The sequence below is a fragment of the Arthrobacter sp. A2-55 genome, assembly GCF_025548615.1.
Lineage (GTDB): Bacteria > Actinomycetota > Actinomycetes > Actinomycetales > Micrococcaceae > Specibacter > Specibacter silviterrae.
Genome location: NZ_JAJLOZ010000043.1, coordinates 1 through 25,762 on the forward strand (window position 1 = coordinate 1; position 25,762 = coordinate 25,762).

Genomic DNA, 25,762 nt, shown 5'->3' on the forward strand with positions numbered 1-25,762 from the left:
TTCGTCGCCGAGCTCAACAGCCGCTTCAACCCCGCCCGCATCGAGCGCCTGGCCGAGCGCACCACTAAGCGTGAACACGTGGCCGCCAAGGGCGGGCTGGACTTCCTGCCGGAGACGGCCGGGATCCGCGCCGGCGAGTGGCAGGTTGCCCCCGCCCCGGCGGCGCTGACCGACCGCCGCGTGGAAATGACGGGCCCCGCGTCCCCGGCCAAGATGGCCATCAACGCCCTGAACTCCGGCGCCAAGGTGTGGCTGGCCGACCTCGAGGACGCCAGCACGCCGCTGTGGGCCAATGTGGTGGACGCCGTGCTGAACCTGCGCGACGCCGCCCTCGGAACCCTCGAGTACACCTCGCCCGAGGGCAAGGAATACCGGCTGCGCACGGACGCGCCCCTGTCCGTCGTCGTCGCCCGCCCCCGCGGCTGGCACCTGGAGGAGACCCACCTCCTGCTCAACGGCGCACCCACCTCGGGCGCCCTCGTGGACTTTGGCCTGCACTTCTTCCACACGGCCAAGCTGCTGCTCGCCAACGGCCAGGGCCCGTACTACTACCTGCCGAAGATGGAAAGCCACCTTGAGGCCCGCCTCTGGAACGACGTCTTTGTGTTTGCCCAGGACTACCTCGGCATCCCCCAGGGCACCGTCCGGGCCACCGTGCTCATCGAGACCATCCCGGCCGCCTTCGAAATGGACGAGATCCTTTACGAGCTCCGCGACCACGCCTCCGGCCTGAATGCCGGCCGCTGGGACTACCTCTTCAGCATCATCAAGTACTTCCGCGACGCCGGCGCCGCCTTTGTGCTCCCGGACCGCGGGCAGATCACCATGACGGCACCGTTCATGCGCGCCTACACCGAGCTGCTGGTGAAGACCTGCCACAAGCGCGGCGCCTTCGCCATGGGCGGCATGGCCGCCGTCATCCCCAACAGGCGCGAGCCCGAGGTCACCGCCGCGGCGTTCGAGAAGGTCCGCGCGGACAAGACCCGCGAGGCAAACGACGGCTTTGACGGTTCCTGGGTGGCCCACCCGGACCTGGTGCCGGTCTGCCAGGAAGTGTTCGACGCCGTTCTCGGCGCGCGCCCGAACCAGCTGGACAAGCAGCGCCCCGAGGTGGAGGTCACCGCCGCCCAGCTGCTGGACATCGCCTCCGCCAAGGGCACCGTCACCGAGGCGGGACTGCGCCTGAACCTGTACGTTGCCGTCGCCTACACGGCCGTCTGGCTCTCGGGCAGCGGCGCCGTGGCCATCCACAACCTCATGGAGGACGCCGCCACCGCGGAAATCTCCCGGTCCCAGGTGTGGCAGCAGATCCACAACGCCGCCACCCTCGCGGACTCCGGCAAGACCGTCACCCGCGAACTGGTCACGGAAATCCTGGCCGAGGAAACTGCCAAGCTGCACGGTGAAGTGGGAGACGCCGCCTTCGCCAAGTATTACAAGCCGGCCAGCGACCTCATCGCCGACATCGTCCTCTCCGAGGACTACGCAGACTTCCTGACCGTCCCGGCCTACGAACTGGCGGCGGCCTCATGAGTCCGACGCCGGCACTTTCGGCGGCGGACCTCGCCCAGATCGACGCGTCCCTGAAGGACACGGACCGGCTGCTGGAGGGCAACTACCCGGGCGACGACGGATCCCGTCAGCCCGTGCACACCGTCTACGTTCCGGCTGACAGGTTCACCCCCGACCTGGCCGCGGACTGGGGCCGGCAGGCCCTGGCCACGGTCGAGGCCAACGGCGGGCTGGAGCACCTCGGCGCGCTGCTGGGCCAGGATGCCGCCCTGGCCGCCGAGGTGGCACCGCGCGTTGCCGCCAAGCTGGCCGCCGAGCCCATCGAGGACCTGCGCCTGGACTTTGAGGACGGCTACGGCAACCGCGGCGACGAGGCGGAGGACGCCGACGCCGTCAAGGCAGGCCAGGCCGTGGCCGCAGCAGTTGCCGCCGGGACGGCCCCGCCGTTCATCGGCATCCGCTTCAAGTGCTTTGAGGAAGCCACGCGTGCCCGCGGGCTGCGCACCCTTGACCTCTTTGTTTCCACACTGGCCGACGCCGGCGAACTGCCGGCAGGCCTTGTCCTGACACTGCCCAAGGTCACCACGGTGGACCAGGTCAAGGCGATGGAGTTCGCCGTCGGGCGTCTCGAGACGGCGCACTCGCTGCCGGCGGGCAGGCTCCGCTTTGAGGTGCAGGTGGAAACACCGCAGCTGATCATCGGCGCGGACGGCACCTCGCCGGTGGCCCGGCTGGCGCACGAGGTGCCGGGGCGGATCACCGCCTTGCACTACGGCACCTATGATTACAGCGCATCGCTGGAAATCAGTGCGCAGTACCAGTCCATGGAGCACCCCGTGGCGGACTTTGCCAAGGAAGTCATGCAGCTGGCCGTGGCCGGCACCGGCATCCGGCTCTCCGACGGCTCCACCAACGTCATCCCGATGGGGGACGGCACGGAGGACGCCTGGCGCCTGCACGGCCGCCTGGTGCGCCGTTCGCTGGAACGCGGCTACTACCAGGGCTGGGACATGCACCCGGCACACCTGCCCAGCCGCTTTTCCGCCACGTACGCCTTCTACCGCCAGGGCCTGCCGGCCGCGGCGGCCCGGCTGGCCAACTACGTTTCCCGCACCGAAGGCGCCGTCATGGACGAGCCCGCCACGGCCCGCGCGCTGGCCAACTTTGTGCTGCGCGGCGTGGTGTGCGGAGCCGTCGGCGCCGACGAAGTGCAGGCCCAGGCAGGCCTTGACCAATCACAATTGACGGCGCTGGCCCACCCGCGGCTCGCCACCGTCCACCAGTAAAGGACTCATTGATGGGCAAGTACTATTCCCCCGCAGGCGGGCTTCCGCCGCAGACACACCTGACCACCGAGCGCGCCATTGTCACGGAGGCGTACACCGTCATCCCCAAGGGCGTCATGACGGACATTGTGACGAGCAACCTGCCCGGGTTCACCAACACCCGGGCCTGGATCATCGCACGCCCGATCTCCGGCTTCGCCACCACGTTCTCGCAGCTGATTGTGGAGATCGGAGCCGGCGGCGGTGCGCCGCGCGCCGAGTTTGAGCCCGGTGTGGAGGGCGTCATCTTTGTCACCCAGGGCAAGGTCAACCTGACCCTCGAGGGCGAACTGCACGCACTCGAGGAGGGCGGCTACGCGTACCTGGCCGCCGGTTCCAGCTGGGGCCTGGAGAACGTCTCCGACGGCCCGGTCACCTTCCAGTGGATCCGCAAGGCCTATGAGCGCCTTGAGGGCTACGAGGCAAAGTCCTTCGTCACGAGCGATTCCGAGGTGGAACCCACCGCGATGCCGGACACCAACGGCGCCTGGAAGACCACCCGCTTCACGGACTCCTCCGACCTGGCCCACGACATGCAGGTCAACATTGTCACCTTCCAGCCCGGCGGCGTGATCCCGTTCCCGGAGACCCACGTCATGGAGCACGGCCTGTACGTGCTGGAGGGCAAGGCCATGTACCTGCTCAACAACGACTGGGTTGAGGTGGAGGCCGGCGACTTCATGTGGCTGCGCGCCTTCTGCCCCCAGGCCTGCTACGCCGGCGGCCCGGGCGAATTCCGCTACCTGCTGTACAAGGACATGAACCGCCAGATCAAGCTGACGTAAGGTTCCCGCGGCTTTTGCCGCCGTTCCCGTATTTTGCCGCCGCTCCACCGGTGGCATTTTGCGGGAGCGGCGGCATTTTTGCGTTTGGGAGGGTCAGGACAGGCGTTTCCCTGCGGATGATGAAGTGGGACACATCAAACACCCGCAGCCCCCTTGACTACGCGCCACACCTTGCCTAGACTTTTCATAAAGCAGAATCTAAATTCCACTAGATGAAAATCAAAGGGAATGACAAGCCACAACGGAACGCCGACGTTCCACGGGAAGGACCCCACGATGACGTACACAGTGAACTGCTCCATCCTCCTCACGGAGCTGCCCCTGCTGGAACGCCCCGCCGCCGCCAAGGCTGCCGGCTTCGACGCCGTGGAATTCTGGTGGCCCTTCGCCTCCTCCGTCCCGGCTGACGCCGAGGTCACCGCATTTGAACGCGCCATCACCGACGCCGGCGTGCAGCTCACGGGCCTGAACTTCAACGCCGGGGACATGCCCGCCGGTGACCGCGGCCTGGTCTCCTGGACAGGCCGAGAAAAGGAGTTCCTGGACAACATTGACGTTGTCGCGGGCATCGGAGGCCGCCTGGGCTGCAAGGGCTTCAACGCCCTCTACGGCAACCGCCAAGACGGCACCTCGGCGCAGGCGCAGGACGAGACAGCACTGGAGAACCTCCGGGCAGCCGCCAAGGGCGTCGCCGCCATCGGCGGCACCGTGCTGCTGGAACCGGTCTCCGGCACCCCCGCCTACCCGATCAAAACGGCCCAGGACGCCCTGGACGTCATCGCCAACGCCGGAGCGGAGAACATCAAGCTGCTCGCCGACTTCTACCACCTGGCAGTCAACGGCGACGACGTTGCCGCCGTCATTGAAAACCACGCCAAGGACTTCGGCCACATCCAAATCGCCGACAACCCCGGCCGCGGCGCCCCAGGCACGGGAACCCTGCCCCTCGGCGAGTGGATCACCCGCAGCCGCGAACTGGGCTACACCGGCCACATCGGGCTTGAATACAAGGCCGCCGCAGCGGACGCCTTCACCTGGGCCATCCGCCAGCCCGCCGCCAGCAACTAACCCGCACTTCACGCAAAGGACACACAATGAGCAACGTTGCAGTTATCGGTCTCGGAATCATGGGCCTTCCCATGGCAGTCAACCTCGTCAAGGCAGGCCACACGGTCACCGGCTACAACCGCAGCCAAGGCGCCATTGACAAGCTTGCCGCCGCCGGAGGCCGCGGCGCCACCAGCATTGCCGACGCCGTCAAGGACGCCGACGTCGTCATCACCATGGTCCCTGACTCCCCCGACGTCGAGGCAGTGGTTTCCGGTGCCGACGGCGTCTTCGCCAACGCCGCCAAGGGCACCCTGTGGATCGACGCCAGTTCCATCCGCCCGGACGTGGCCAAGCGCCTCTCCGACGACGCCGTGGCGGCCGGCATCCGCCCCCTCGACGCCCCCGTTTCCGGGGGAGAGCAGGGCGCCATCGACGGCGTGCTCTCCATCATGGTGGGCGGCGACGCGAAGGATTTCGCGGACGCCCAGGACGTGCTCAACGCCGTCGGCAAGACGATCGTCCACGTGGGCCCCTCGGGCTCCGGCCAGACGGTGAAAGCTGCAAACCAGCTGATCGTGGCCGTCAACATCCAGGCACTCTCCGAAGCCATCGTCTTCCTCGAGGCCTACGGCGTTGACACCGACGCCGCCCTCAAGGTCCTCGGCGGCGGTCTCGCCGGCTCCAAGGTCCTGGACCAAAAGGGTGCGAAGATGCTGGCCCGCAACTTCGACCCCGGCTTCCGCCTGGCCCTGCACAACAAGGACCTAGGCATTGTCACCGCAGCCGCCCGCGAAGCCGGCGTCACCGTCCCGCTTGGCTCGGCCGTGGCCCAGCTGGTCACCTCCATGGTGGCCCAGGGCGACGGCGCCCTGGACCACTCAGGCCTCTTCAAGCAGGCCCTGGCCTCATCCGGGCGCAAGTAGCACCACCCCCACCCACTGACTTTCCCACCTGCTTTTCAAGGAGCACCCCATGACTAAAATGCGCACCGTTGACGCGGCCATCCTGATCTTGGAGAAGGAAGGCGCCACGGAAATCTTCGGACTGCCCGGCGCGGCCATCAACCCGTTCTATTCCGCCATGAAGGACCACGGCGGCATCAACCACACCCTGGCCCGCCACGTTGAAGGCGCCTCCCACATGGCGGACGGCTACTCCCGGGCCGCCGAAGGGAACATCGGCGTCTGCACCGGCACCTCCGGCCCCGCAGGCACCGACATGATCACCGGCCTGTACGCGGCCTGGGCCGATTCGGTCCCGATGCTGTGCATCACCGGCCAGGCCCCCGTGGCCAAGCTGCACAAGGAAGACTTCCAGGCTGTGGACATCGAAACCATCGCCGCCCCGGTCACCAAGCTGGCCATGACGATCAAGGAACCGGGCCAGATTCCCGGCGCCTTCCAGAAGGCGTTTTACCTGATGCGTTCCGGCCGTCCCGGCCCGGTTCTGCTGGACCTGCCCATCGACGTGCAGATGGCCGAGATCGAATTCGACATTGACGCCTACGAGCCGCTGGCCCCGAACAAGCCGGCCGCCACCCGCAAGCAGGCCGAGAAGGCCCTGGACATCCTGCTGGCCGGCAAGCACCCCCTGATCGTGGCCGGCGGCGGCGTCATCAGCGCCGAGGCCTCCGCCCAGCTGGTGGAGCTGGCCGAGCTGCTGTCCATCCCCGTCATCCCCACGCTGATGGGCTGGGGCGCCATCCCGGACAACCACCCGCTGATGGCCGGCATGGTGGGCCTGCAGACCGCCCACCGCTACGGCAACGCGACGTTCCTGGAGTCCGACGCCGTCATTGGCATCGGCAACCGCTGGGCCAACCGCCACACCGGCGGCCTGGACACCTACACCAAGGGCCGCAAGTTCGTCCACGTGGACATCGAACCAACCCAGATCGGCCGCGTCTTCGCCCCGGACCTGGGCATCGTTTCCGACGCCGCAGCCGCCCTGGACGTGCTGCTGGAGGCCGCCCGCGAGCGCAAGGCCGCAGGCACCGTCCCGGACTACACCTCCTGGGCCAACGAGTGCGCCGCACGCAAGGGCAGCCTGCAGCGCAAGACGCACTTCGACAACGTGCCCATGAAGCCCCAGCGCGTGTACGAGGAAATGAACAAGGCATTCGGCGAGGACACCACGTACGTGTCCACGATCGGCCTGTCCCAGATTGCCGGTGCGCAGATGCTGCACGTCTTCGGCCCCCGCCGCTGGATCAACGCCGGCCAGGCGGGCCCCCTGGGCTGGACCGGCCCGGCAGCCCTCGGCGTGGTCCGCGGCAAGCCCGGCCAGCCCGTCGTCGCCCTGTCCGGCGACTACGACTTCCAGTTCATGATCGAGGAACTGGCCGTCGGCGCCCAGTTCAAGCTGCCGTACATCCACGTGGTGGTCAACAACTCCTACCTCGGCCTGATCCGCCAGTCGCAGCGCGGCTTCAAGATGGACTACCACGTGTCGCTGGCGTTCGAGAACATCAACTCCCCGGAAACCAACGGCTACGGCGTGGACCACATCAAGGTCGCCGAGGGCCTGGGCTGCAAGGCGGTCCGCGTGGAGCGCCCTGAGGACATGCCCGCCGCGTTTGCCGAAGCCAAGCGGCTCATGGACGAGTTCCAGGTTCCCGTGGTGGTCGAGGCCATCCTGGAGCGTGTCACCAACATCGCGATGGGCACCGAGCTGGACAACGTCAACGAGTTCAACGACCTGGCCGAGACGGCAGCCGACGCACCGACTGCCATCATGGCGCTGTCGATGCTGGGTTAGGGCCGTGCCATGCGCGTCATCCTAGCCCCGGACAAATTCAAGGGGTCCCTGTCCGCTCCCGAGGTGGCCCACCACCTGGCCGCGGGCCTCCGCTCGGCGAACCTGGGCCTGGAGATTGAGCTGGTCCCGCTGGGCGACGGCGGCGAAGGCACGGTTGAGGCCGCCATCGCCGCCGGGTTCACCCGGGTCACCGCCACGGTGGAGGGCCCCACGGGCGGCGCCGTTGAAGCGGACTATGCCGTCCAGGGTGCCACGGCCGTCATCGAGATGGCGGCGGCCTCCGGCCTGAACGTGCTCGACGGCGGCACCCTGGTCCCGCTGACGGCGTCCAGTTTCGGCACGGGCCAGCTGGTGACGGCGGCGCTGGACCACGGCTGCACGGAAATTGTCCTGGGCGTGGGCGGCAGCGCCTGCACCGACGGCGGCGCCGGCATGCTTGCCGCCCTCGGCGCGAAACTGCTGGACGCGCGGGAGCGGCCCATCCCCCGGGGCGGGGCTGCACTGGCCGCCGTGTCGCGGATCGTGCTGGAAACCCTGGACCCCCGGCTGGCCGGCACGCACTTCACCCTGGCCAGCGACGTGGACAACCCGCTCCTGGGGCCGGACGGCACCGCCGCCGTCTTCGCCCCGCAGAAGGGTGCCTCCCTGGCCCAGGTGGACCAGCTGGAAAACGCCCTGGAACGCTACTTCCGGGTGCTGTCCAATGAACTGGGCATGCACTCGGTGGACGCCAGCGACCACCCGGGTTCCGGTGCCGCGGGCGGCGTGGGCTTTGCGGCCCTGGCCGTGCTGAATGCTTCCCGCCGCCCGGGAATCGACGTGGTCATGGAGCTGACTGCACTGGCGCAGCGGATCCCCGGCGCCGCCGTCGTCATTACCGGCGAGGGCAGCCTGGACCACCAAAGCCTGCGCGGCAAGGCCCCTGTGGGGGTTGCCGCCGCGGCACAGCTGGCCGGGGTCCGGACGCTGGCCGTTTGCGGGCGCACCACGCTGAATGAATCAACACTGCGCGGCGCCGGCTTTGCCCGGACGTTCGCGCTGACCGACCTTGAGCCCGACACCTCCCGCTGCATGAGCCATGCGGGGGAGCTGTTGGAGCGGATCGGTGCCACCATTGGATTGGAACTGGCCGCGGCCCTGAAAGAGGAGACCTCCCTTGTCTGAAACAACACAGCCTGACTCAACAACTTTTGACCTCGTCATCCGCGGCGCGAACGTCCTCACCCCGGCAGGCACCGGCGCATTTGAGGTGGGCGTGAACGCCGGCGTGATTGCCGCCGTCGTGCCGCTCGGCGCGGGCCTGGCAGGCCGCGAAACCCTTGAGCTGGCCGCGGACGAAACCCTGCTGCCGGGCCTGGTGGACAGCCATGTCCACATCAACGAGCCCGGGCGCACGGACTGGGAGGGCTTCGCCTCCGCCACCCGGGCCGCGGCTGCCGGCGGCGTCACCACCGTGGTGGACATGCCGCTGAACAGCATCCCGCCCACGACCACGGTGGCCCACCTCGAGCTCAAGCGCCAGGCCGCCGCCGGGCAGACGTTTGTCAACGTGGGCTTCTGGGGAGGGGCCATCCCGGGCAACACCGCGGACCTCCACCCCCTCCACGACGAGGGTGTATTCGGCTTCAAGTGCTTCCTCATCCACTCCGGCGTGGACGAGTTCCCGCACCTGGAAGCCGCGGAAATGGAGACTGACCTGGCGGAGATCGGCTCCTTCGGTTCACTGCTCATTGTCCATGCCGAGGACTCGCGGACCATCGAGGAGGCCCCGGCCGTGCCCGGCCGGCACTACGCCGATTTCCTCGCCTCGCGCCCCCGTTCCGCCGAGAACACTGCCATCGCCCAGGTTATCGACGCGGCCCGCCGCACCGGCGCCCGCGCCCACATCCTGCACCTCTCCTCCGCCGAGGCGCTCCCGCTCATCGCGGCTGCGAAGGCCGACGGCGTCCGGATCACCGTGGAGACCTGCCCGCACTACCTCACCCTGCAGGCCGAGGACGTGCCGGACGGCGCCACCGCGTACAAGTGCTGCCCGCCCATCCGCGAGGCCGGCAACCGCGAACAGCTCTGGCAGGGTCTGGAAGACGGCACCATCGACTGCATCGTCTCCGACCACTCCCCCAGCACCCTGGACCTGAAGGACCTGGAAAATGGCGACTTCGCCGTGGCCTGGGGCGGCGTGTCCTCGCTCCAGCTGGGCCTGCCGCTCATCTGGACCGAGGCCCGCAAGCGCGGCATCCCGCTGGAAACAGTGGTCGGCTGGATGTCCTCCGCACCGGCCAAGCTGGTGGGGCTGGAGTCCAAGGGCCGCCTGGCCGTGGGCGCCGACGCCGATTTCTCCATCTTCGCCGCCGACGAATCCCAGGTGGTGGACGTGACCCGGCTCAAGCACAAGAACCCCATCACCCCGTACGACGGCGCATCCCTGACCGGCGTGGTCCGGCGCACCTTCCTGGCCGGTGCCGAGATTGACGGCGTCACCCCCACGGGCAAGCTGCTGCGCAATCCGGCGGTTCCGGCTGTCGAGCCTGTCGAGACCCCCGGGACCAGGGAGTCCCGTGCCTGAGGCCGTCCTGCTGCCCGCCCTGGGCGAAAGCGTCACCGAAGGCACCGTCACCCGGTGGCTGAAGGAGGTGGGCGACACCGTCGAGCTGGACGAGCCGCTCCTGGAGGTCTCCACCGACAAGGTCGACACCGAGCTGCCTTCCCCCTTTGCCGGCGTCCTCGAAGCCATCCTGGTCCGCGAAGACCAGACCGCCGAAATCGGCCAGGTGCTGGCCCACATCGGCACCGCGGTGGTCGAGACCCCGGCACCGGTGGTCGAGCAGGTTGAGACCCCGGTGGTCGAGCTGGGCCCACAGGCGCGAGGGACCCGCCGCGAGCCTGCGAGCGGTGGGAGCGCCTGGGGACGAGCTCTGCGAGCGCGTCGAGACCCGGAGGTCGGGGCTGCGGACCGACATTTTCCGGCGACTATCCGGGCGTCGGCCGCGGGCGGCCTTCCGCCCTCCTTTACGTCGCCTACAAAAATGCCGGCCCCTCCGCCGCCGGTAGTCGAGCAGGTCGAAACCCCGGCCAGCTACGTCACGCCGCTGGTGCGAAGACTGGCCCGGCAGCACGGCGTGAAGCTTTCCGCTGTCACAGGAACCGGCGTGGGCGGGCGCATCCGCAAGCAGGACATCCTCGCTGCCGCTTCCTCGGCATCGGCGGCCCCGGCGGCAGCTGCCGCGCCGGCACCCAGGCCGGCGGCCGCCGTCGTGCCCTCATCGCTGCGCGGCACCACCGTGAAGGCGCCGCGGATCCGCCAGGTCATTGCCCGGCGCATGCGCGAATCGCTGAACGCCTCCACGCAGCTGACCCAGGTGCACGAGGTTGACGTGACGGCACTGGTCCGCCTGCGCGAGGCCTCCAAGGCCGGCTTCGCGGACCGGAACGGCGTGAAGCTGACGTTCCTGCCGTTCATCGCAGTGGCCGTGGCCGGGGCGCTGAAGCAGCATCCCGTGCTCAATGCAGAGTTTGACGAAGCTGCGGGCACAATCACGTACCACGGCGCCGAGCACCTCGCGTTCGCCGTGGACACGCCGAAGGGGCTGCTGGTGCCCGTGGTCAGGGACGCGGGAACCCTGAACCTGGCCGGCATGGCGCGTGGCATCGCCGATGTCGCAGCCCGCACACGCGCCGGTTCCATCGGCGCCGATGAGCTCTCCGGCGGCACGTTCTCGATCACGAACATCGGCAGCGTCGGGGCATTGTTCGACACCCCGATCATCAACCAGCCGCAGGTGGGCATCCTCGGCGTCGGCGCCATCGTCAAGCGCCCCGGCGTGGTGACGGACCGGGACGGGGCCGACGTGCTGGGCATCCGGCACAAGATGTACCTGTGCCTGACGTACGACCACCGCCTGGTGGACGGGGCCGACGCCGGCCGCTTCCTGCAGGCCGTCACGCGCCGCCTGGAAGCCGCCGACTTCGATGCGTAGGCGCTAAATCCGGGGGCGGCCCGCCCAGCGGGCCGCCTTCAGGGCCAGGTGCAATTCGAGCCTGACCCGGCCGGCCAGCGGGTCCGCGCCGATGATCCCGCGGACCCGGGAAATCCTGTTGTACACGGTGGAGCGGTGCAGGTGGAGGCGCTCGGCAATCCCGGCCACGGCGCCGTCGTTGTCATACAGCAGCTCCAGCACGGGAAACAGCTCATCGGCATCCGGCCGCCCCCTGATCAGCCGGTAGTAGACGCTGTCTTCAGGATCCGCAGAACCCCCGGCCAGCACCTCATACACGCCGGCGCCGCGCACATCCAGGATTTCCCCCAGGACGGGGTCCACCACCGCCGCCTGCGCCGCGATCCGCGATTCCCGGTACGCCGCGGCCAGGGCCCGCAGCGAGGCGAACGGCTCGCTGATGCCCATCACCACGTTCGACGCCGGCTCCCCCGTCCGCTTGGCCAGCTCACTTGCGTAGCGCCCCAGCACCGCGGCATGGGCAGTGCGGCCCTGCGTGGACCGCAGCAGCATCACCGTGTGCGAGCCCAGGCCTGCCGTAAACAGGGCAGTGTCGATGCCGACGGTGGCCTGCAGCCCGGCGCTGCGGTGCACCAGGGCTGCGGCGAGCGGGTCCCGCACAGGACGTTGTTTGGGCCGGTCCAGAGGCATGCCCGGGGAGGCATACACGGTGGCCGCCTGCCACGGCCCGCGCTGCCGGACCTCGGGCCATTCGCCGACAATGTCCACGGCGTGCCTGTCGCCGTCCGCGGCTGCCAGGAACTGCTGTTCGCGGGCGCGGCGCTGGCTGGATTCGGCCGTGTTGGAATCCAGCAGCAGGGTGGCCAGGAGGTCCAGCGAATCCCGGACTTGGGGCAGCTGGGCGAGGATCGCCGTCGCGCTTTGCTCCTGGACGTCCTGCTGGACCCAGAGGTACCCCACGCGGAATCCGCGGACCAGCAGCGGCACGCAGACCCGCCCCAGCATGCCCAGTTCAGCATTGGCGGGGACCACCACGGGCCGCACGGCGGCGGCGATGCCATGGGAAAGCTGCCAGCTGCTGACGTCCGCGGGAACGCGCTTGCTGAGCAGGAAGTTCACCCGCACCCGGTCGGCATGGGACTGGTTGGCGCTGTACGCCAGCAACAGCCCGTCAAGGTCCTCCAGGGAGAGCCCGCGGCCCAGTTCCAGCGCGAGCTGTTCCACAAGGTCCTCGATCTCCTGGTTTCGCATGGTTTCAGCGTACGGGCAGAACAGACAGTGGGCGACACTTGGCCCTGCGGGATTCGACAAATGTCGGGCTGGGGATCCAAGGAGTCCAGCAATGGCGCGGTTTCCACTGCCCGGGCACCTCCGCCGGCCATGAGCTGACCCACAATCCGGACATAGTGTGGGCTGTATCAAGGCGGACACCAGCCGCACCGGAAATTTACGGCCCGCATCGGCCCATTGAGAAGGAAAAACAATGATCATCGGCGTTCCCAAGGAAATCAAGAACAACGAATTCCGCGTGGCCATGACGGCTTCCGGCGTGCACGAATTCACCCGCCAGGGCCACACTGTGCTGGTGGAGCGCGGCGCCGGGACCGGCTCAAGCATCACGGATGAGGAATATGCCGGCGCCGGCGCCGAACTGGTCACCGACGCGGCCGAGGTCTGGGGCCGTGCCGACATGGTGGTCAAGGTCAAGGAGCCCATCAGCATTGAATACCCGTACTTCCGCAAGGGCCTGGTGCTGTTCACCTACCTGCACCTGGCGGCCGAGCCGGAGCTGACCCGCGCCCTCATGGACAGCGGCGTCACCGCCATCGCCTACGAAACGGTGCAGATCGGCCGGGCCCTGCCGCTGCTGGCGCCCATGTCCGAGGTGGCGGGCCGGCTTTCGGTGCAGGTCGGCGCGCAATGCCTGACGGCCCCCGCCGGCGGCAAGGGCATCCTGCTTGGCGGCGTCCCCGGCGTCCGGCCCGCCAATGTGGTGATCCTGGGCGCGGGCGTGTCCGGCACCAATGCGGCGGCCATGGCCATCGGCGCCGGTGCGGACGTGACCATCCTGGACATCAACATTGACCGGCTGCACCAGCTCGACGACCACTACCAGGGCCGGCTGAAGACAGTGGCCTCCAATTCGCTGGAAATCGAGCGCGCCCTGCTGCAGGCGGACCTGGTCATAGGCTCGGTGCTGATTCCCGGCGCCAAGGCGCCCAAGCTCGTCACCAATGAGCTCGTGGCCAAGATGAAGCCCGGCTCCGTGCTGGTGGACATTGCCGTGGACCAGGGCGGCTGCTTCGAGGACACACACCCCACCACGCACGAAAACCCCACGTTCACGGTCCACAACTCCGTGTTTTACTGCGTGGCGAACATGCCCGGCGCCGTGCCCAACACCTCCACCTACGCGCTGACGAATGTCACTCTCCGCTACGCGCTTGCGCTGGCCAACAAGGGGGCCGCCGCCGCGCTGGAGGCAGACCCGGCACTGGTTGCGGGCCTCAACGTGGCGGGCGGGCAGGTGGCCCACCACTCTGTTTCCACCGCACACGGCCTGCCGCTGGCGGACGACTGGCGCCAGCTGGTCTAGGCTGCGGGGCAAAAAGTGCTGGACGGCACGCGCGCAGCAGCGTAGCGTGCCGTCCAGAGAACCTTAAGGAGCGTTTGCCATGAGCAGTTTCGCCACTTCCAGCGACGGCACCAGGATCGCCTACGACGCCGACGGATCGGGCCCGCCCGTCATCCTGGTGGGCGGCGCCATGCAGTTCCGCGGCTTCGACTCCAACACCGTTGCCATGGCCAAGCTCCTGGCCGCCCGCGGGTACACGGTGATCAACTTCGACCGCCGGGGACGCGGTGAAAGCGCCCAGGCGCCCTCGTTTACGCTGGCGGACACCATTGAGGACCTCCGTGCGCTCATCGACGCGGCCGGGGCGCCGTCGGCGCTGTTCGGCAGTTCCTCCGGCGGCTCAATCTGCCTGGCTGCCGCCGCAGCCGGACTGCCCGTCACAGCCATGGTGCTGTGGGAGACCCCGCTGGGTGAGGAACTGGGCACCGACAGCGCGGCCAACCTGGCTGGCCTGCGCGAGAAACTTGCGGCGGGGGACGGCGATGACGTCATCGCCTACTACATGAAGGACATGCCGCCGGAATGGCTGGAGGGCGCCCGGAGCAGTCCCGGCTGGCCGGTCATGACCTCCATGGGGCCGTCACTGGAAGCGGACACGGAGTCGCTGGCCTGGACCCAGTCGGCCCCGCGCGCCGAATTGTGGGCGTCCATCCAGGCACCCACGCTGGCCCTTGTCGGCGAACAGACGCTGCCCATCATGCCGCCGGCCGCCGACTCCATCGCCGCCAACGTGCCCCACGGAAGCACCGGCGTCATCCCTGCCGCGAACCACAGCTGGGAGCCGGACGTGATGGCCACCAGGATCGCGGCGTTTCTGGGGAGCCTGGCATGAGCTTGGTTTCCTGTGATGTGGGCATTTCGATGGACGGCTATGTGGCCGGCCCGGACCAGAGCCTGGAGCACCCCCTCGGCGTCGGCGCCGGCACTGTCCTGCACACATGGATGTTTGACGATCCCGACGCAAATGCGCCGGAGCTGGCGGCCATCACCGACGCGGGCGCGTTCATCATGGGCCGGAACATGTTCGGCCCCGTGCGCGGCCCATGGGAGTCCTGGGACGGCGCGGCAAACGGCCCGTGGCGCGGCTGGTGGGGCGAGGACCCGCCGTACCACGCTCCCGTCTTTGTGCTCACCCACCACCCCCACCAGTCCATTGAAATGGCTGGCGGCACCACGTTCCATTTCGTTGCGGACGGCCCGGAGGCAGCGATGGAATTGGCCCGCCGAGCCGCCGGGGAGCGCAACGTCGCCATTGGCGGAGGCGCCGCAACCATCAACCAATACCTGGCTGCGGGCCTGATCGACGAGCTGCGCCTCCATGTCGCCCCCGTGGTGCTCGGGGCCGGAGAGCGGCTTTTTTCCGGACTGCCCCTCACGGAGTTCGAGCAACTTGGAGCCCGCGCCACCCGCCTCGTGACCCATCTGACATACAGGCGCACCACTCCGTGACTGCGCCGCAATGAGGTTGCTCTTCGGCCCCCTTTCCCCCGGCTCCCTAGGGTTCCACCTGCCGCGCCCGTAGGCTCGTGGGACCGGGTCCGCAAGGTGAAGGGACCCGCCGAGGAGGATCCCATGTTCCGGACACGCCACACCCCGCACCCATGGCTGGCCCTGCTGGCCGGCTCTGCCATTGCCCTGGCCGGATGCACGGGAACGCCTGCCGGCCCGGCGGCCAGCGGCACCCCGACGGGGGGCGGGGGAACAGGACATAGCCAGGCAACGGCGTCGTCCACGGCGGCGGCCACCCAAGGGACTTCGGCGATGGCGCCCGTCCCGCCGACAGCAACGGACGAACCCACCGTCCTTCCCACCACGGCCTCGGTCACCTTGTTCTACATCGCCCAAGGCGACGGCGGCGCCTCCGGCCCGCTGGTGGGCTGCGGCGACAGCGCGGTGGCCGTGACCAGTGCGTCGATCAGCTACACCGACCCCGTGGAGGGCGCACTCCGGGCCCTGCTGTCCGACCATTCCCGGCAGCTGGGCCAGTCCGGATTGGACAACGCCCTGTGGCAGTCGCAGCTCTCGGTGGAATCCGTGTACCGCAGCGGCCCCGCCGTCACGGCCCACCTGACAGGAACGCTGGCGATGGGCGGGGAATGCGACATCCCCAGGGTGGAACAGCAGCTCCTGCTGACGGCAAAGCAGGCCGCCGGCACACCCGTTGCCATCACCATCAACGGAAAAACGTTGAAAGATGCCCTGAGTTTGAAATAGAAGCATTCCTGTAAAAACTTTTGATGCCTATTTAGCAACAATGGTTGTATCCTGACACGGTGAACACTCCAGCCGCCGGCGCCAATGCAGCCGCCGAAACCCTGTCCGAAGAAGCCGTCGACGCACTGGGCCGGGCCCATGCCACCGCCACGGCCACGCCCCCACACCGCCACGACGCCCTGCTTTCCGAGCGTGCCGCAAACATCAAGCAGTCCGCCGTGCGCGACGTATTTGAGATTTCCATGCAGCCCGGGCTCGTCTCGCTGGCCGGCGGCAACCCGTACCTTCAGTCGCTTCCCCTGGAACGTCTGGGCGCCACTGCCGCGGCAATCATTGCCGAACACGGCCTGGAGGCCCTGCAGTACGGCGGCGGCCAGGGCACCCTGGAATTGCGGACGCAGATCTGCGAAGTCATGGCGGCCGAAGGCATTCCCGACGCCGACCCGGAGAATGTGGTCATCACGGCCGGGTCACAGTCCGCCCAGGATGTGGCCGCCAAGGTGTTCTGCAACCCCGGCGACGTCATCCTGCTCGAGGACCCCACCTATGTGGGCGCGCTGAACACCTTCGAGGCCTACGAGGTTGATGTCCAGCCTGTGGCAGGCGATGGCCACGGCATCATCCCGTCCCTGCTGCGCGAACGCATTGCCGCGCTACAAGCCGCTGGCAAGCGCATCAAGCTGCTCTACACCATCCCCAATTTCAACAACCCCTCCGGGGTGATGCTGGCCCCGGAGCGCCGCCAGGAAATCGTGGATATATGCCGCGAGGCGAATATCCTTGTCGTGGAGGACAACCCCTACGGCCTGCTGAAGTTCGACGGCGTCCTGCCGGCACCGCTGCGCGCGGCGAACCCTGAGGACGTGCTCTACCTGGGCTCCTTCTCCAAGATTTTCGCCCCCGGCCTGCGCATAGGGTGGGCGCTGGTGCCGGCCCACTTGAAGCAGCGGTACTACCTGGCCAGCGAGGCAGTCACCCTGTGCCCGCCCACCTTCAACCAAATGCTGGTCAGCGACTACCTGCGCAACTACGACTGGATGGGCCAAATCAGCACGTACCGCAAGCTGTACGAGGAACGCTGCACGGCCCTGCTTGCCGCGCTGGATGAGTTCATGCCGGACGGCGTCACCTGGACGCGCCCCGAAGGCGGCTTCTTTGTCTGGCTTACACTGCCGGAAGGGATCGACACCTACCCGCTGCTCTACAAGGGCATCGACGCCGGGGTGGTGTTTGTGCCCGGCGCGGCCTTCTCGGCAGCCGAGGGCCCCAGCAACAAGCTGCGCCTGGCCTTCAGTGCCGTGCCGCCCGAATCGCTGCGCGAAGGCGTGCGCCGGCTGGCCCCGGTCCTCGCGGAGGCCATCGCCGCAAACTAGCCCTTCTGCGGGGTGCCCAGCAGCACCTTCCCGGAGATGGCCTTTTTCAGCTGGTCCTGGCGCATGGCGGACTTGATGTCAGGCGCCAGGATCGCTGTCATGGCCTGGGCCAGGAACTTCTCCCCGGCACTGTTGGGATGCTCCAGGTCATCCGCAAGGTTTTTCGCACCTTCGCCCTGGAACCAGCCCAGTGCCACCGGGTCAATGAACCGTGCACCTATGGCGGATGCCTGCTTGGCCAGTGACTGGCGAATCCCGGTGAGCTGGCCGGCGGTGTCATTGGACTCCGACGTCGGCCCCACCACTATGACCTTGGCATCTGGGGCCAGCACCTTGACCCGGGCCAGGGTCTGCTGCATGGCCCCATCCACGCCTGAGGCGCCAGTGTCGTTGTCCGAGCCAAACAGCATGACCACCTGGGACTGGGAGTTCACTATGCGGTTGACCAGGTCCAGGTAAACATCGGCTCCCTCGCCCTGCTGGACGTAGCCCGCGCCGTTTTCCGACGCGTTGGTGATGTTCGCCTTCAGGCCCATCGATTCGACCAGCGCCTGGGCCTGGGCCGGCCAGGTGTCGCCCGGAGTCTTGAACCCGGTGCTCAGGGAATCCCCAATGATGTCAACTTGGACGGCCTTGACCGGATCAACCGTGGGGACCCCCGAGGCCGACGCTGCGGCAATGGCCACCACCACCAGCACCAGCACGGTGAGGGCCAGGACGGCCCCGCCTTGCCATCTGGCAAGCCTGCCGGCTCGGTGGTATCGGCGGATTGTCATGCGTTAAGCGTAGCCACCCTGACCGCAGGGGACCACAACGACTGCTGGAGGTTGGCTGTGAAAGCCTGTGCTGCCCGGGCCCGGGTCAGTCCAGGAGCAACGCCGGCTCCTCCATGATGGCTGCGACGTCTGCCATGAAGCGGGCTGAGAGGTCCCCGTCCACCACGCGGTGGTCGAAGGAACCGCCGAGAGTGGTGACCCAGCGTGGCACCACTTCCCCTTCGACCACCCACGGCTTCTGTTTGATGGTGCCGAACGCCACTATCGCCACCTCGCCCGGATTGATGATGGGCGTGCCCGTGTCAATGCCCAGGGCTCCGATGTTGGTGACAGTCAGCGAGCCGCCGGCCATGTCGGCAGGCTGCGTCTTGCCCGCCCGCGCCGTGGTGGCCAGCGCGTTCAGCGCAATGGCAAGTTCCTTCAGTGACAGCTCCTGCGCGTCCTTGATGTTTGGCACCATGAGCCCCCGCGGGGTGGCGGCGGCAATGCCCAGGTTCATGAAGTGCTTGATGATGATCTCATCCCCCGTCCACGTGGCATTGACGGAGGGGTTGCGCGCGGCCGCCCAGATCACTGCCTTCGCCAGGATCAGCAGGGGGGAGACCTTGATGCCCTCAAAGTCCCTGGAGACCTTCAGCCGCTTGACGAACTCCATGGTGCGGGAGGCATCCACGTCAACAAAAATGCTCACGTGCGGGGCGGAAAACGCGCTGTCCACCATGGCCTTGGCCGTGGCCTTGCGCACGCCCTTGACCTTGATGCGCTCGATGCGGGGGTCCTCCGCCACTGCCGGGCCGGGGGCGTGCGCCCAGAAGTCTCCCGCCGCTGCTGGCCCTGCAGCCTGCTGGTCCCGGTGGCTGAGCAGGTCCTTTTTCGTGACCTCCCCGCGCAGGCCCGTGGGGGCCACGTCCGCCAGGTTGATGCCCAGGTCCTTGGCGGCCTTGCGCACGGGCGGCTTGGCCAGCACGCGGTTTGCGGGGGCCGGGGCTGCCGGGGCGGCAGGGGCTGCCTCCACAGCGGCCGGGGAGCCTGCCCGCGGGCGGCGGCGAACGGCGTCGGCCTTGGGGCCTGAACCAACCAGCGGCTTCATGGCAGGGGCCTCGGCTGGCACGTCGGCGGGCGTCGCCGGGGAGGCGGATTCCTCCGGAGCCGCGGCGGAGCCGCCGATGCGGATGATGGGGGTTCCCACCTCCACGGTGTCGCCGTCGGCCACCAACAGTTCCGCCACCACACCCGCATAGGGGGAGGGCAGCTCCACAATGGACTTGGCCGTTTCAATCTCCACCAGCACGTCGTTGACCGCCACAATGTCCCCGGCCTTGACCTGCCAGGCAACGATTTCGGCCTCCACCAGGCCTTCGCCGACGTCCGGCAGCTTGAAAATATTCGAGGTCGACATGCGTGGCCTTCCTAGTATGCGAAGGCGCGGTCCAGCGCCTCCAGCATGCGGTCAATGTCCGGCAGGTAGTGTTCCTCCACGCGTGCCACCGGGTAGGGCATGTGGAAGCCGCCCACGCGGATGGCCGGGGCTTCCAGGGAGTAAAAGCAGCGTTCGCTGATGCGTGCGGCAATTTCGCCGCCAATGCCGCCAAAGGTGGGGGCTTCATGGGCAACGATGAGCCGGCCGGTCTTGTTGACCGACGCTTCCACGGTGTCGAAGTCGATGGGCGAGATGGAGCGCAGGTCAATGACTTCCACACTGTGCCCGTCGTCGGCCGCGGCATTGGCGGCCGCCAGGGCCACGGGGACCAGCGGACCGTACGCGACAATGGTGGCGTCGCTGCCCTCGCGGACCACGTGGGCGGTGAACGGGTCACCGGGGTTGTTTTCCGTGTCGACCTCGCCCTTGAGCCAGTAGCGGCGCTTGGGTTCAAACACGATCACGGGGTCCTTGCACGAAACGGCCTGCTGGATCATCCAGTAGGCGTCGTTGGCGTTGGAGGGGGTGATGATGCGCAGCCCGGCCGTGTGGGCAAACAGGGCTTCCGGGGATTCGGAGTGGTGCTCAATGGAGCCGATGCCGCCGCCGTAGGGGATGCGGATCACCACGGGGGCGCTGAGCTGGCCGTCGGAACGGGTATGGATCTTGGCCAGCTGCGTGGTGATCTGGTTGAAACCGGGGAAGACAAAGCCGTCAAACTGGATCTCGCAGATGGGGCGGTGTCCGCGCAGGGCCATGCCGATCGCGGTGCCGATGATCCCGGACTCGGCCAGCGGCGTGTCCATGACGCGGTGGGCGCCAAATTCCGCCTTGAGGCCCTCGGTGACCCGGTAGACCCCGCCCAGGGAGCCGATGTCCTCACCCATGAGGAAGCTTTTGGCATCGTTGGCCAGCGTGGCGCGCAGGCCTTCATTGATCGCCTTGGCAATGGTCATTGTCTTCATGCGGCACCGCCCTGGGAAGTCTGTGTGTCGGCGGCGGCAAAGCCCGCCTCATAGTTCTCGAACCAGGCCAGTTCCTCGGCAACCAGCGGATGCGCCTCGGCGTAGACGGTGGCAAATTTTTGCCGGATGTTGGCGCCACCCAAGGCCAGCGTGGCGCGGCGGACATGGGAAGCCAGCTCGTCGCCGTCGTTCTTCACCTGGGCGAAAAAGTCGTCATCGGCCAGGCCTTCGGCGCGCAGATAGGTCTCCAGCCGCTGCAGCGGATCCTTTGCCCTCCACGCCTCCTCCTCAGCGCTGGCGCGGTATTTGGTGGGGTCGTCGGCCGTGGTGTGGGCGCCCACGCGGTAGGTGGAGGCCTCGATCAGCACGGGGCCCTTACCGCTGCGGGCATGGTCAAGCGCCCACTGGGTCACGGCGTAGACAGCCAGGACGTCATTGCCGTCCACCCGGATGCCGGGGAAGCCGTAGCCGCCGGCCCGGTTCACCAGCGGCACCTTCGACTGCACCTCAAACGGCACGGAAATGGCCCAGTTGTTGTTTTGGCAGAAGAACACCACGGGGGCGTTGAAGGAGGCGGCAAACACCATGGATTCGTGGACATCGCCTTCGCTGCTGGCCCCGTCCCCAAAATAGGCGACGACGGCGGCCGGCTCGCTTGCGCTGTCCGCAGCCGCGTCGCGCTGGATGCCCATGGCGTACCCCACGGCGTGCAGGGTCTGGGCGGCAAGCACCAGCGTGTAAAGGTGGAAGTTGTTCTCCCGGGGGTCCCAGCCGCCGTTGGAAATGCCGCGGAACAGCTTCAGCAGATCCGCCAGGTCCAGGCCGCGGGTCAGGGCCACGCCATGCTCACGGTAGGTGGGAAACGCGTAGTCGGCCGGGCGCATGGCTCGGCCGGAACCGATTTGGGCGGCTTCCTGGCCCACCACGGGCACCCACAGGGCCAGTTCACCTTGGCGCTGCAGTGCCGTCGCCTCTGCGTCGAAGCGCCGCACCACCGCCATGTCGCGGTAGAAACCGCGCAGGGTCTTCGCGTCCAGCTCATCCACGTAGGGGCCGAAGGTGTCCTCATGCCGGCGGTTACCGGCGGCGTCCAGGAGCTGGACCATGTCCCGCTCCCCCACGGTGTGGGGTTGCAGGACACCCGCAGATGCGCCCGCGGGGCCCACCCGGGTTCCGTTCTCAGATCCGATGCCGGTGGCAGATTGCTGGGCAGCGCCCATACGGTCTCCTCGTTTGCTGACCCACGGCGTGCCACACGGCCCGCTGCGCCAACTCGTTGGTGTCAATATATGCCGCTACGGGAATCTATTCCGCGAAGTGCATATATTTCCATTTTCGATTTACCACTGTATCCGCACGGTGCCGATTTGCGCGGTTTGTTAATCGCTAGGAACGACGTGGCGCTTTTGTATAGGCCGCACAGATCTGGAGAAAACGGGTATTGGCCTCAACCTCTCCGATGCTCACGCGCACTCCCTCTTCGCCGAAGGCCCGCACAGACAGGCCGTGGCTGGCGGCGACGGCGGCAAAGTCTGGCGTATTGGCACCCAGCGCCAGCCACACAAAGTTCCCCTGGGCCTCCGGAAAATCCCATCCCAGCTCCTTGAGACCCGCGGTGACCCGGTCTCGTTCATCCACCAGGCTTTGTACCCTTTCCACAACCTGGGCGTAGTTTTCAAGTGATGCCACGGCCGCCTGCTCCGCGATCCCGGAGACGGCAAACGGGGTGGCCGCCAGGCGGAGGTATTGGGTGAGTTCCGGGTGGGAGACGGAATAGCCCACCCTCAAGCCGGCCAGGCCGTGCGCCTTGGAGAACGTCCGCAGCACCACCACGTTGGGGTACTTGCGGTACGTGGCGATGCCGTCCACCACGCCGTCCTGGCGGACAAACTCCTGGTAGGCCTCGTCGATGACAACCACCACGTCGGAAGGTACAGCGCGGATGAAGTCTTCAGTTTCCGACGCGCCAAGGGCCGGGCCGGTGGGATTGTTGGGCGTGCAGAGCAGCACCACCTTGGTCCGGTCGGTGACCGCGGCAGCCATCGCGGCAAGGTCGTGGCGTCCGTCCGCCGTGACGGGAACCTGGATGCTCTTTGCCCCGGCCAGGCCCACGCAAATGGGGTAGGCCTCAAAGGAGCGCCAGGCGTAGACAACCTCGTCCTGGGAGCCGTCGTCGTTCTGTCCTGCAAACGCGGCCAGAATCTGGTTCAAGGCGCCGAGTGAGCCGGCACCCGTGACAACGTCGTCGGCGGGCACTTCCAGGAATTCAGCCAAGGCGTTGCGCAGGGCCGTGCAGCTCGTGTCGGGGTACCGGTGCACCTCCAACGTTCCGTGCAAAAGTTCCAGGACTGCCGGGACCGGGCCCAGTGGGTTCTCGTTGGAGGACAGCTTGAAGCTATCCAGCCCCGGAATGGCCACGGGCGGCTTGCCCGCCGCGTACTTGGGCAACCGGCCCACGACGGGGCGCGGGTGCGCGCCGGACTGCTGGGATGCGGAAATGGAAGTCATAGTCCCAAGCTTAAGACAGGGATGCTGCCAGCGTGCCGCAAGGGGACTGTGAAAGCATGTCCCCCTGAGGAAAATAGTGGTTCGAGTCCTTGTCAATGCGGTGGCCCTGTGGATTGCCGGCTGGATCCTGCCCGGAATTTCCGTCACCACCACGGGGAACGGCGGGCTTGAAACGTCTAATGCCACGCTCAACACTGCCCTTGCCTACCTGTTCATCGGCCTGGTCTTTGGCGTGGTCAACGCACTGGTGAAGCCGATTGTGAAAGTGTTTTCGCTCCCCGTCACCATCCTGACCCTCGGCTTGTTCACCATAGTCATCAACGCCGCCATGCTGTGGCTGACGGCATGGCTGAGCTCATACACCCCCGTCCACTTCACCATTGACAGCTTCTTCTGGACGGCAATTCTTGCCGCTGTGGTCATCAGCATCGTCTCGATGCTGATGAGCGGGCTGACCAAGTCGGACAACCGCCGGTAGCCACTCACCTCCCTCCGGCACCGCGCCCCTCCTTCGCTGGCGGTGGCGGCGGTCCCGGCGGTGGGGGCGGCGGTTTGGGCCTTGGATCGTCCACATCAGTGCCTTGGTACACCAGCTTCCTCACTTTCACGGGCCCTCCGGGCAACCCGGGCATCAGGAACAGGTTGAGCTTGTCCCGCAGCCGTCCGATCCCCGGGTCCGCGCTGCGGTCCAGTTCCCCGGCGTCGTCTACGTACTTGTCAACGCTGTGCGCCCCGCCCACCCCGCCTTGGGGACCGGGCCGGTGGGTGGTCACGGTGACCCAGTTCGGGGTGTCGGGCGGTGGACCGTAGTCTGCGGCTGTCACCACATCGCCGTCGTTTTCGATGTCCAGGACATCAATTCCCGGGGCCACCCGGTGGTTCGCGCCGGGGGAACCGGCCATGACAACCATGGTGACGTTGACCTTGGCCAGGAACGCCGGATCCGAGGCCGCCGAGGCCGCGTGGATGCCGCCACCGCTGTGCCCGGTCATCATCACCTCGTCGGTGGGCAAGGCGCCGGCGTCTGCCAGCGCCCCTTCGATGAGTTCCTGAATCAGGATCTTTTTCTGGACAAAAAGGTTCCTCTGTTCGGCGGTCATGGCTTCCAGGTCGCCTTCTAGGTCCCAAGGGTTGCTGCTGTCCGGCGTGGACCAGTCCTCCGTCCCGGGCAGGTGCACGATCCAGGCGCGGGTCCCGTCCGGGCGGTCAAGCTGAAGTACCACTATGGACCCGGGCGGATAGGAGTAGGCGCCCCTGCTCCCGGCGAGCATCGACTCGAAGGTGGCGGCCACCTCACCGGCGACGCCGTCGTACGCGTCGGGCATGGCGCGGCCCGGCGGCCCCCAGGACTCTGGCTCATCACCCCACTCCCCCGAAGGAACCTGGTGCATCACCAGGTGGCCGGGCCTGTCGGCCCCTGCCCAGTCGAAGAGCTTCCGAGCGATGATTGCCGGTACCACGCCGTTGCCTTCCCTGCCCTTGGCGTTCCAATGGCCCAGCAGGTAGGGCACCGCCACTCCCGGCCCCAACAATCCGGCAAGGTAGGCCGGCCCGTCGTTGAGCATGTCCTCGACCTTGTCCCGCATGCCGTCCCTGCTTCCGTCATGCAACGTTTTCCACGCCTGGCCGCCCGCCACTACCGGGGCCAGCGGGCCCCACGCCCAGGCCTGGCTTCCGTCCCTGAGTGCCTGCATCCGCTTGGCCGTTTCCATGGACGCCACGGATCCCTCGGTGGCCACGTAGCGCTCCGCTGCCGCAGCCGCGTGGCGTGCAAGTTCTTCCACACTTTCCCCGGCATTTCCGGCCGAACGCCTGGCGGAGGTGATGGCGTCCAGGGCAGGGGTTGCGTGAAAGGGTGACGCATACCTGCCCGCGGGCGAGGTTGCCACCAGGCTTTCCGATACGCTGGCAAGCCAGCGGGACTCCGCCTCCAGCGTCAGGGCAATCTCGTGAAGTTCCTGGCCCACCAGGGAAATTCCGCGGCTTGTTGCTTCAATCGCGGAGACCGTGTACTGAATTCGCCCGGGGCCGCCGGTGATGGTGAACGTGGTGTCCGGCCCATTGTTGTCGCCCATGCCGCCTCAACCACCCATCCCCGCTGCGGCCATTGTTCCCAGCATCCTCGCGTAGGCGGCCACGGCTGCCGAGGCCTCCCTGACTTGTGCGGACACCGTGCTGAGCTCACCCATTTTCGACTGGCATTCCGATCTGAAGGCCTCGGCGGCCATGGACTGCCATTCAAGCGAGGCCGCTCCCTGCAACCTTGAACTTGCGCCGTCAACTTCCTCCGCAAGCAGCGCCAGCCTGCCAGCCAACGACTGGACGTCCGCCAGTGACGAGCCGACAAGCCAATTCGCCGCGGGCCCGGTGCACTGTGCCGGCCCGTTCTGTCCTGTGTTCACCGCCCCCACCATCCTTTACATTTCGACCCTAAGGACCAGCAAACCTCCCCGCCAGGGCTTCTTGTCCAAATGTGAACAAGTCCG

General features: G+C 67.5%; 23 protein-coding genes. 15 read left to right on the forward strand and 8 right to left on the reverse strand.

Annotated elements, in window-relative coordinates; genetic code table 11:
- From aceB to sucB, 9 genes are all read left to right on the forward strand, one after another.
- Positions 1 to 1,533: malate synthase A (aceB, locus tag LPN03_RS12590; protein WP_262454474.1), on the forward strand; the 1,533-nt coding region annotated here is incomplete at its 5' end.
- Positions 1,530 to 2,798 (forward strand): DUF6986 family protein, encoded by a 1,269-nt coding sequence (locus LPN03_RS12595; RefSeq protein ID WP_165182642.1) that lies wholly within the window; start codon positions 1,530 to 1,532, stop codon positions 2,796 to 2,798. The genes aceB and LPN03_RS12595, both read left to right, overlap by 4 nt.
- Positions 2,799 to 2,809: 11 nt before the next feature.
- Positions 2,810 to 3,622, forward strand: coding sequence for a bifunctional allantoicase/(S)-ureidoglycine aminohydrolase (locus tag LPN03_RS12600; RefSeq protein WP_262454475.1), 813 nt, complete (start codon positions 2,810 to 2,812; stop codon positions 3,620 to 3,622).
- A 276-nt stretch (positions 3,623 to 3,898) separates the two neighbouring features.
- Entirely contained in the window at positions 3,899 to 4,690 is a 792-nt protein-coding gene (locus LPN03_RS12605) for a hydroxypyruvate isomerase family protein (protein ID WP_165182640.1), read from the forward strand.
- Complete coding sequence (locus tag LPN03_RS12610) at positions 4,657 to 5,595, forward strand: 2-hydroxy-3-oxopropionate reductase (RefSeq protein WP_262454489.1); 939 nt, start codon at positions 4,657 to 4,659, stop codon at positions 5,593 to 5,595. The genes LPN03_RS12605 and LPN03_RS12610 overlap by 34 nt, the downstream gene beginning before the upstream one ends.
- A 49-nt stretch (positions 5,596 to 5,644) precedes the next feature.
- Positions 5,645 to 7,429: a glyoxylate carboligase gene (gene gcl, locus LPN03_RS12615; protein WP_262454476.1), complete on the forward strand. Its 1,785-nt coding sequence runs from the start codon at positions 5,645 to 5,647 to the stop codon at positions 7,427 to 7,429.
- Positions 7,430 to 7,438: 9 nt separating this feature from the next.
- A complete protein-coding gene (locus LPN03_RS12620; protein ID WP_262454477.1) occupies positions 7,439 to 8,593 on the forward strand; it encodes a glycerate kinase in 1,155 nt (384 codons plus the stop codon).
- The gene (allB, locus tag LPN03_RS12625; protein ID WP_262454478.1) at positions 8,586 to 9,995 is read left to right on the forward strand and encodes an allantoinase AllB; all 1,410 of its coding nucleotides are present in this window, start codon (positions 8,586 to 8,588) and stop codon (positions 9,993 to 9,995) included. The genes LPN03_RS12620 and allB overlap by 8 nt, the downstream gene beginning before the upstream one ends.
- Positions 9,949 to 11,406 (forward strand): 2-oxoglutarate dehydrogenase, E2 component, dihydrolipoamide succinyltransferase, encoded by a 1,458-nt coding sequence (gene sucB, locus LPN03_RS12630; RefSeq protein WP_410468592.1) that lies wholly within the window; start codon positions 9,949 to 9,951, stop codon positions 11,404 to 11,406. The genes allB and sucB overlap by 47 nt, the downstream gene beginning before the upstream one ends.
- A gap of 3 nt (positions 11,407 to 11,409) precedes the next feature.
- Here sucB and LPN03_RS12635 read toward each other — a convergent pair whose 3' ends face one another.
- Positions 11,410 to 12,636 (reverse strand): PucR family transcriptional regulator, encoded by a 1,227-nt coding sequence (locus tag LPN03_RS12635; RefSeq protein WP_165182634.1) that lies wholly within the window; start codon positions 12,634 to 12,636, stop codon positions 11,410 to 11,412.
- Positions 12,637 to 12,868: 232 nt separating this feature from the next.
- On the opposite strand from LPN03_RS12635, the gene ald reads away from it, so the two are divergent.
- The 5 genes from ald (at position 12,869) to LPN03_RS12660 (ending at position 17,607) form a co-directional block, all read left to right on the forward strand.
- Entirely contained in the window at positions 12,869 to 13,981 is a 1,113-nt protein-coding gene (ald, locus tag LPN03_RS12640) for an alanine dehydrogenase (protein WP_165182633.1), read from the forward strand.
- Between the two features lie 79 nt (positions 13,982 to 14,060).
- The gene (locus LPN03_RS12645; protein WP_165182632.1) at positions 14,061 to 14,852 is read left to right on the forward strand and encodes an alpha/beta fold hydrolase; all 792 of its coding nucleotides are present in this window, start codon (positions 14,061 to 14,063) and stop codon (positions 14,850 to 14,852) included.
- Positions 14,849 to 15,469, forward strand: coding sequence for a dihydrofolate reductase family protein (locus LPN03_RS12650; RefSeq protein WP_165182631.1), 621 nt, complete (start codon positions 14,849 to 14,851; stop codon positions 15,467 to 15,469). Before LPN03_RS12645 ends, LPN03_RS12650 begins: the two co-directional genes overlap by 4 nt.
- A gap of 123 nt (positions 15,470 to 15,592) precedes the next feature.
- Entirely contained in the window at positions 15,593 to 16,234 is a 642-nt protein-coding gene (locus LPN03_RS12655) for a hypothetical protein (RefSeq protein WP_262454480.1), read from the forward strand.
- Between the two features lie 59 nt (positions 16,235 to 16,293).
- Positions 16,294 to 17,607 carry a PLP-dependent aminotransferase family protein gene (locus tag LPN03_RS12660; protein WP_165182629.1) on the forward strand — a complete coding sequence of 438 codons (1,314 nt, stop codon included), beginning with the start codon at positions 16,294 to 16,296 and terminating at the stop codon, positions 17,605 to 17,607.
- Here LPN03_RS12660 and LPN03_RS12665 read toward each other — a convergent pair.
- The 5 genes from LPN03_RS12665 to LPN03_RS12685 all read right to left on the reverse strand — a co-directional run bounded on the left by LPN03_RS12665 (position 17,604) and on the right by LPN03_RS12685 (position 23,276).
- Positions 17,604 to 18,383 (reverse strand): SGNH/GDSL hydrolase family protein, encoded by a 780-nt coding sequence (locus tag LPN03_RS12665; protein WP_165182628.1) that lies wholly within the window; start codon positions 18,381 to 18,383, stop codon positions 17,604 to 17,606. The genes LPN03_RS12660 and LPN03_RS12665 overlap by 4 nt on opposite strands.
- Positions 18,384 to 18,468: 85 nt before the next feature.
- Positions 18,469 to 19,782 (reverse strand): dihydrolipoamide acetyltransferase family protein, encoded by a 1,314-nt coding sequence (locus LPN03_RS12670; protein ID WP_165182627.1) that lies wholly within the window; start codon positions 19,780 to 19,782, stop codon positions 18,469 to 18,471.
- A gap of 11 nt (positions 19,783 to 19,793) precedes the next feature.
- On the reverse strand, positions 19,794 to 20,768 hold the full coding sequence (locus LPN03_RS12675) for an alpha-ketoacid dehydrogenase subunit beta (RefSeq protein ID WP_165182626.1): 975 nt from the start codon (positions 20,766 to 20,768) through the stop codon (positions 19,794 to 19,796).
- Positions 20,765 to 21,874: a pyruvate dehydrogenase (acetyl-transferring) E1 component subunit alpha gene (gene pdhA / locus LPN03_RS12680; RefSeq protein WP_410468593.1), complete on the reverse strand. Its 1,110-nt coding sequence runs from the start codon at positions 21,872 to 21,874 to the stop codon at positions 20,765 to 20,767. The genes LPN03_RS12675 and pdhA overlap by 4 nt, the downstream gene beginning before the upstream one ends.
- Before the next feature lie 280 nt (positions 21,875 to 22,154).
- Positions 22,155 to 23,276 carry a histidinol-phosphate transaminase gene (locus LPN03_RS12685; RefSeq protein WP_262454482.1) on the reverse strand — a complete coding sequence of 374 codons (1,122 nt, stop codon included), beginning with the start codon at positions 23,274 to 23,276 and terminating at the stop codon, positions 22,155 to 22,157.
- A 76-nt stretch (positions 23,277 to 23,352) separates the two neighbouring features.
- On the opposite strand from LPN03_RS12685, the gene LPN03_RS12690 reads away from it, so the two are divergent.
- Positions 23,353 to 23,754: a phage holin family protein gene (locus tag LPN03_RS12690; protein WP_410468591.1), complete on the forward strand. Its 402-nt coding sequence runs from the start codon at positions 23,353 to 23,355 to the stop codon at positions 23,752 to 23,754.
- A gap of 4 nt (positions 23,755 to 23,758) precedes the next feature.
- Here LPN03_RS12690 and LPN03_RS12695 read toward each other — a convergent pair whose 3' ends face one another.
- Positions 23,759 to 25,351 carry a hypothetical protein gene (locus LPN03_RS12695; RefSeq protein WP_165182622.1) on the reverse strand — a complete coding sequence of 531 codons (1,593 nt, stop codon included), beginning with the start codon at positions 25,349 to 25,351 and terminating at the stop codon, positions 23,759 to 23,761.
- A 6-nt stretch (positions 25,352 to 25,357) separates the two neighbouring features.
- Positions 25,358 to 25,678 (reverse strand): hypothetical protein, encoded by a 321-nt coding sequence (locus tag LPN03_RS12700; protein ID WP_165182621.1) that lies wholly within the window; start codon positions 25,676 to 25,678, stop codon positions 25,358 to 25,360.
- Positions 25,679 to 25,762 lie beyond the last annotated feature (84 nt).

Bases quoted from the DNA above. Each gene is read 5' to 3' on its own strand.
- LPN03_RS12675 (WP_165182626.1), bottom strand. From the start codon at position 20,768: ATGAAGACAATGACCATTGCCAAGGCGATCAATGAAGGCCTGCGCGCC.
- LPN03_RS12620 (WP_262454477.1), top strand. From the start codon at position 7,439: ATGCGCGTCATCCTAGCCCCGGACAAATTCAAGGGGTCCCTGTCCGCT.
- LPN03_RS12695 (WP_165182622.1), bottom strand. From the start codon at position 25,351: ATGGGCGACAACAATGGGCCGGACACCACGTTCACCATCACCGGCGGC.
- pdhA (WP_410468593.1), bottom strand. From the start codon at position 21,874: ATGGTCCAGCTCCTGGACGCCGCCGGTAACCGCCGGCATGAGGACACC.
- ald (WP_165182633.1), top strand. From the start codon at position 12,869: ATGATCATCGGCGTTCCCAAGGAAATCAAGAACAACGAATTCCGCGTG.
- LPN03_RS12670 (WP_165182627.1), bottom strand. From the start codon at position 19,782: ATGTCGACCTCGAATATTTTCAAGCTGCCGGACGTCGGCGAAGGCCTG.
- LPN03_RS12605 (WP_165182640.1), top strand. From the start codon at position 3,899: ATGACGTACACAGTGAACTGCTCCATCCTCCTCACGGAGCTGCCCCTG.
- LPN03_RS12685 (WP_262454482.1), bottom strand. From the start codon at position 23,276: ATGACTTCCATTTCCGCATCCCAGCAGTCCGGCGCGCACCCGCGCCCC.
- LPN03_RS12645 (WP_165182632.1), top strand. From the start codon at position 14,061: ATGAGCAGTTTCGCCACTTCCAGCGACGGCACCAGGATCGCCTACGAC.
- LPN03_RS12600 (WP_262454475.1), top strand. From the start codon at position 2,810: ATGGGCAAGTACTATTCCCCCGCAGGCGGGCTTCCGCCGCAGACACAC.
- LPN03_RS12655 (WP_262454480.1), top strand. From the start codon at position 15,593: ATGTTCCGGACACGCCACACCCCGCACCCATGGCTGGCCCTGCTGGCC.
- gcl (WP_262454476.1), top strand. From the start codon at position 5,645: ATGACTAAAATGCGCACCGTTGACGCGGCCATCCTGATCTTGGAGAAG.
- LPN03_RS12665 (WP_165182628.1), bottom strand. From the start codon at position 18,383: ATGACAATCCGCCGATACCACCGAGCCGGCAGGCTTGCCAGATGGCAA.
- LPN03_RS12650 (WP_165182631.1), top strand. From the start codon at position 14,849: ATGAGCTTGGTTTCCTGTGATGTGGGCATTTCGATGGACGGCTATGTG.
- LPN03_RS12635 (WP_165182634.1), bottom strand. From the start codon at position 12,636: ATGCGAAACCAGGAGATCGAGGACCTTGTGGAACAGCTCGCGCTGGAA.
- LPN03_RS12595 (WP_165182642.1), top strand. From the start codon at position 1,530: ATGAGTCCGACGCCGGCACTTTCGGCGGCGGACCTCGCCCAGATCGAC.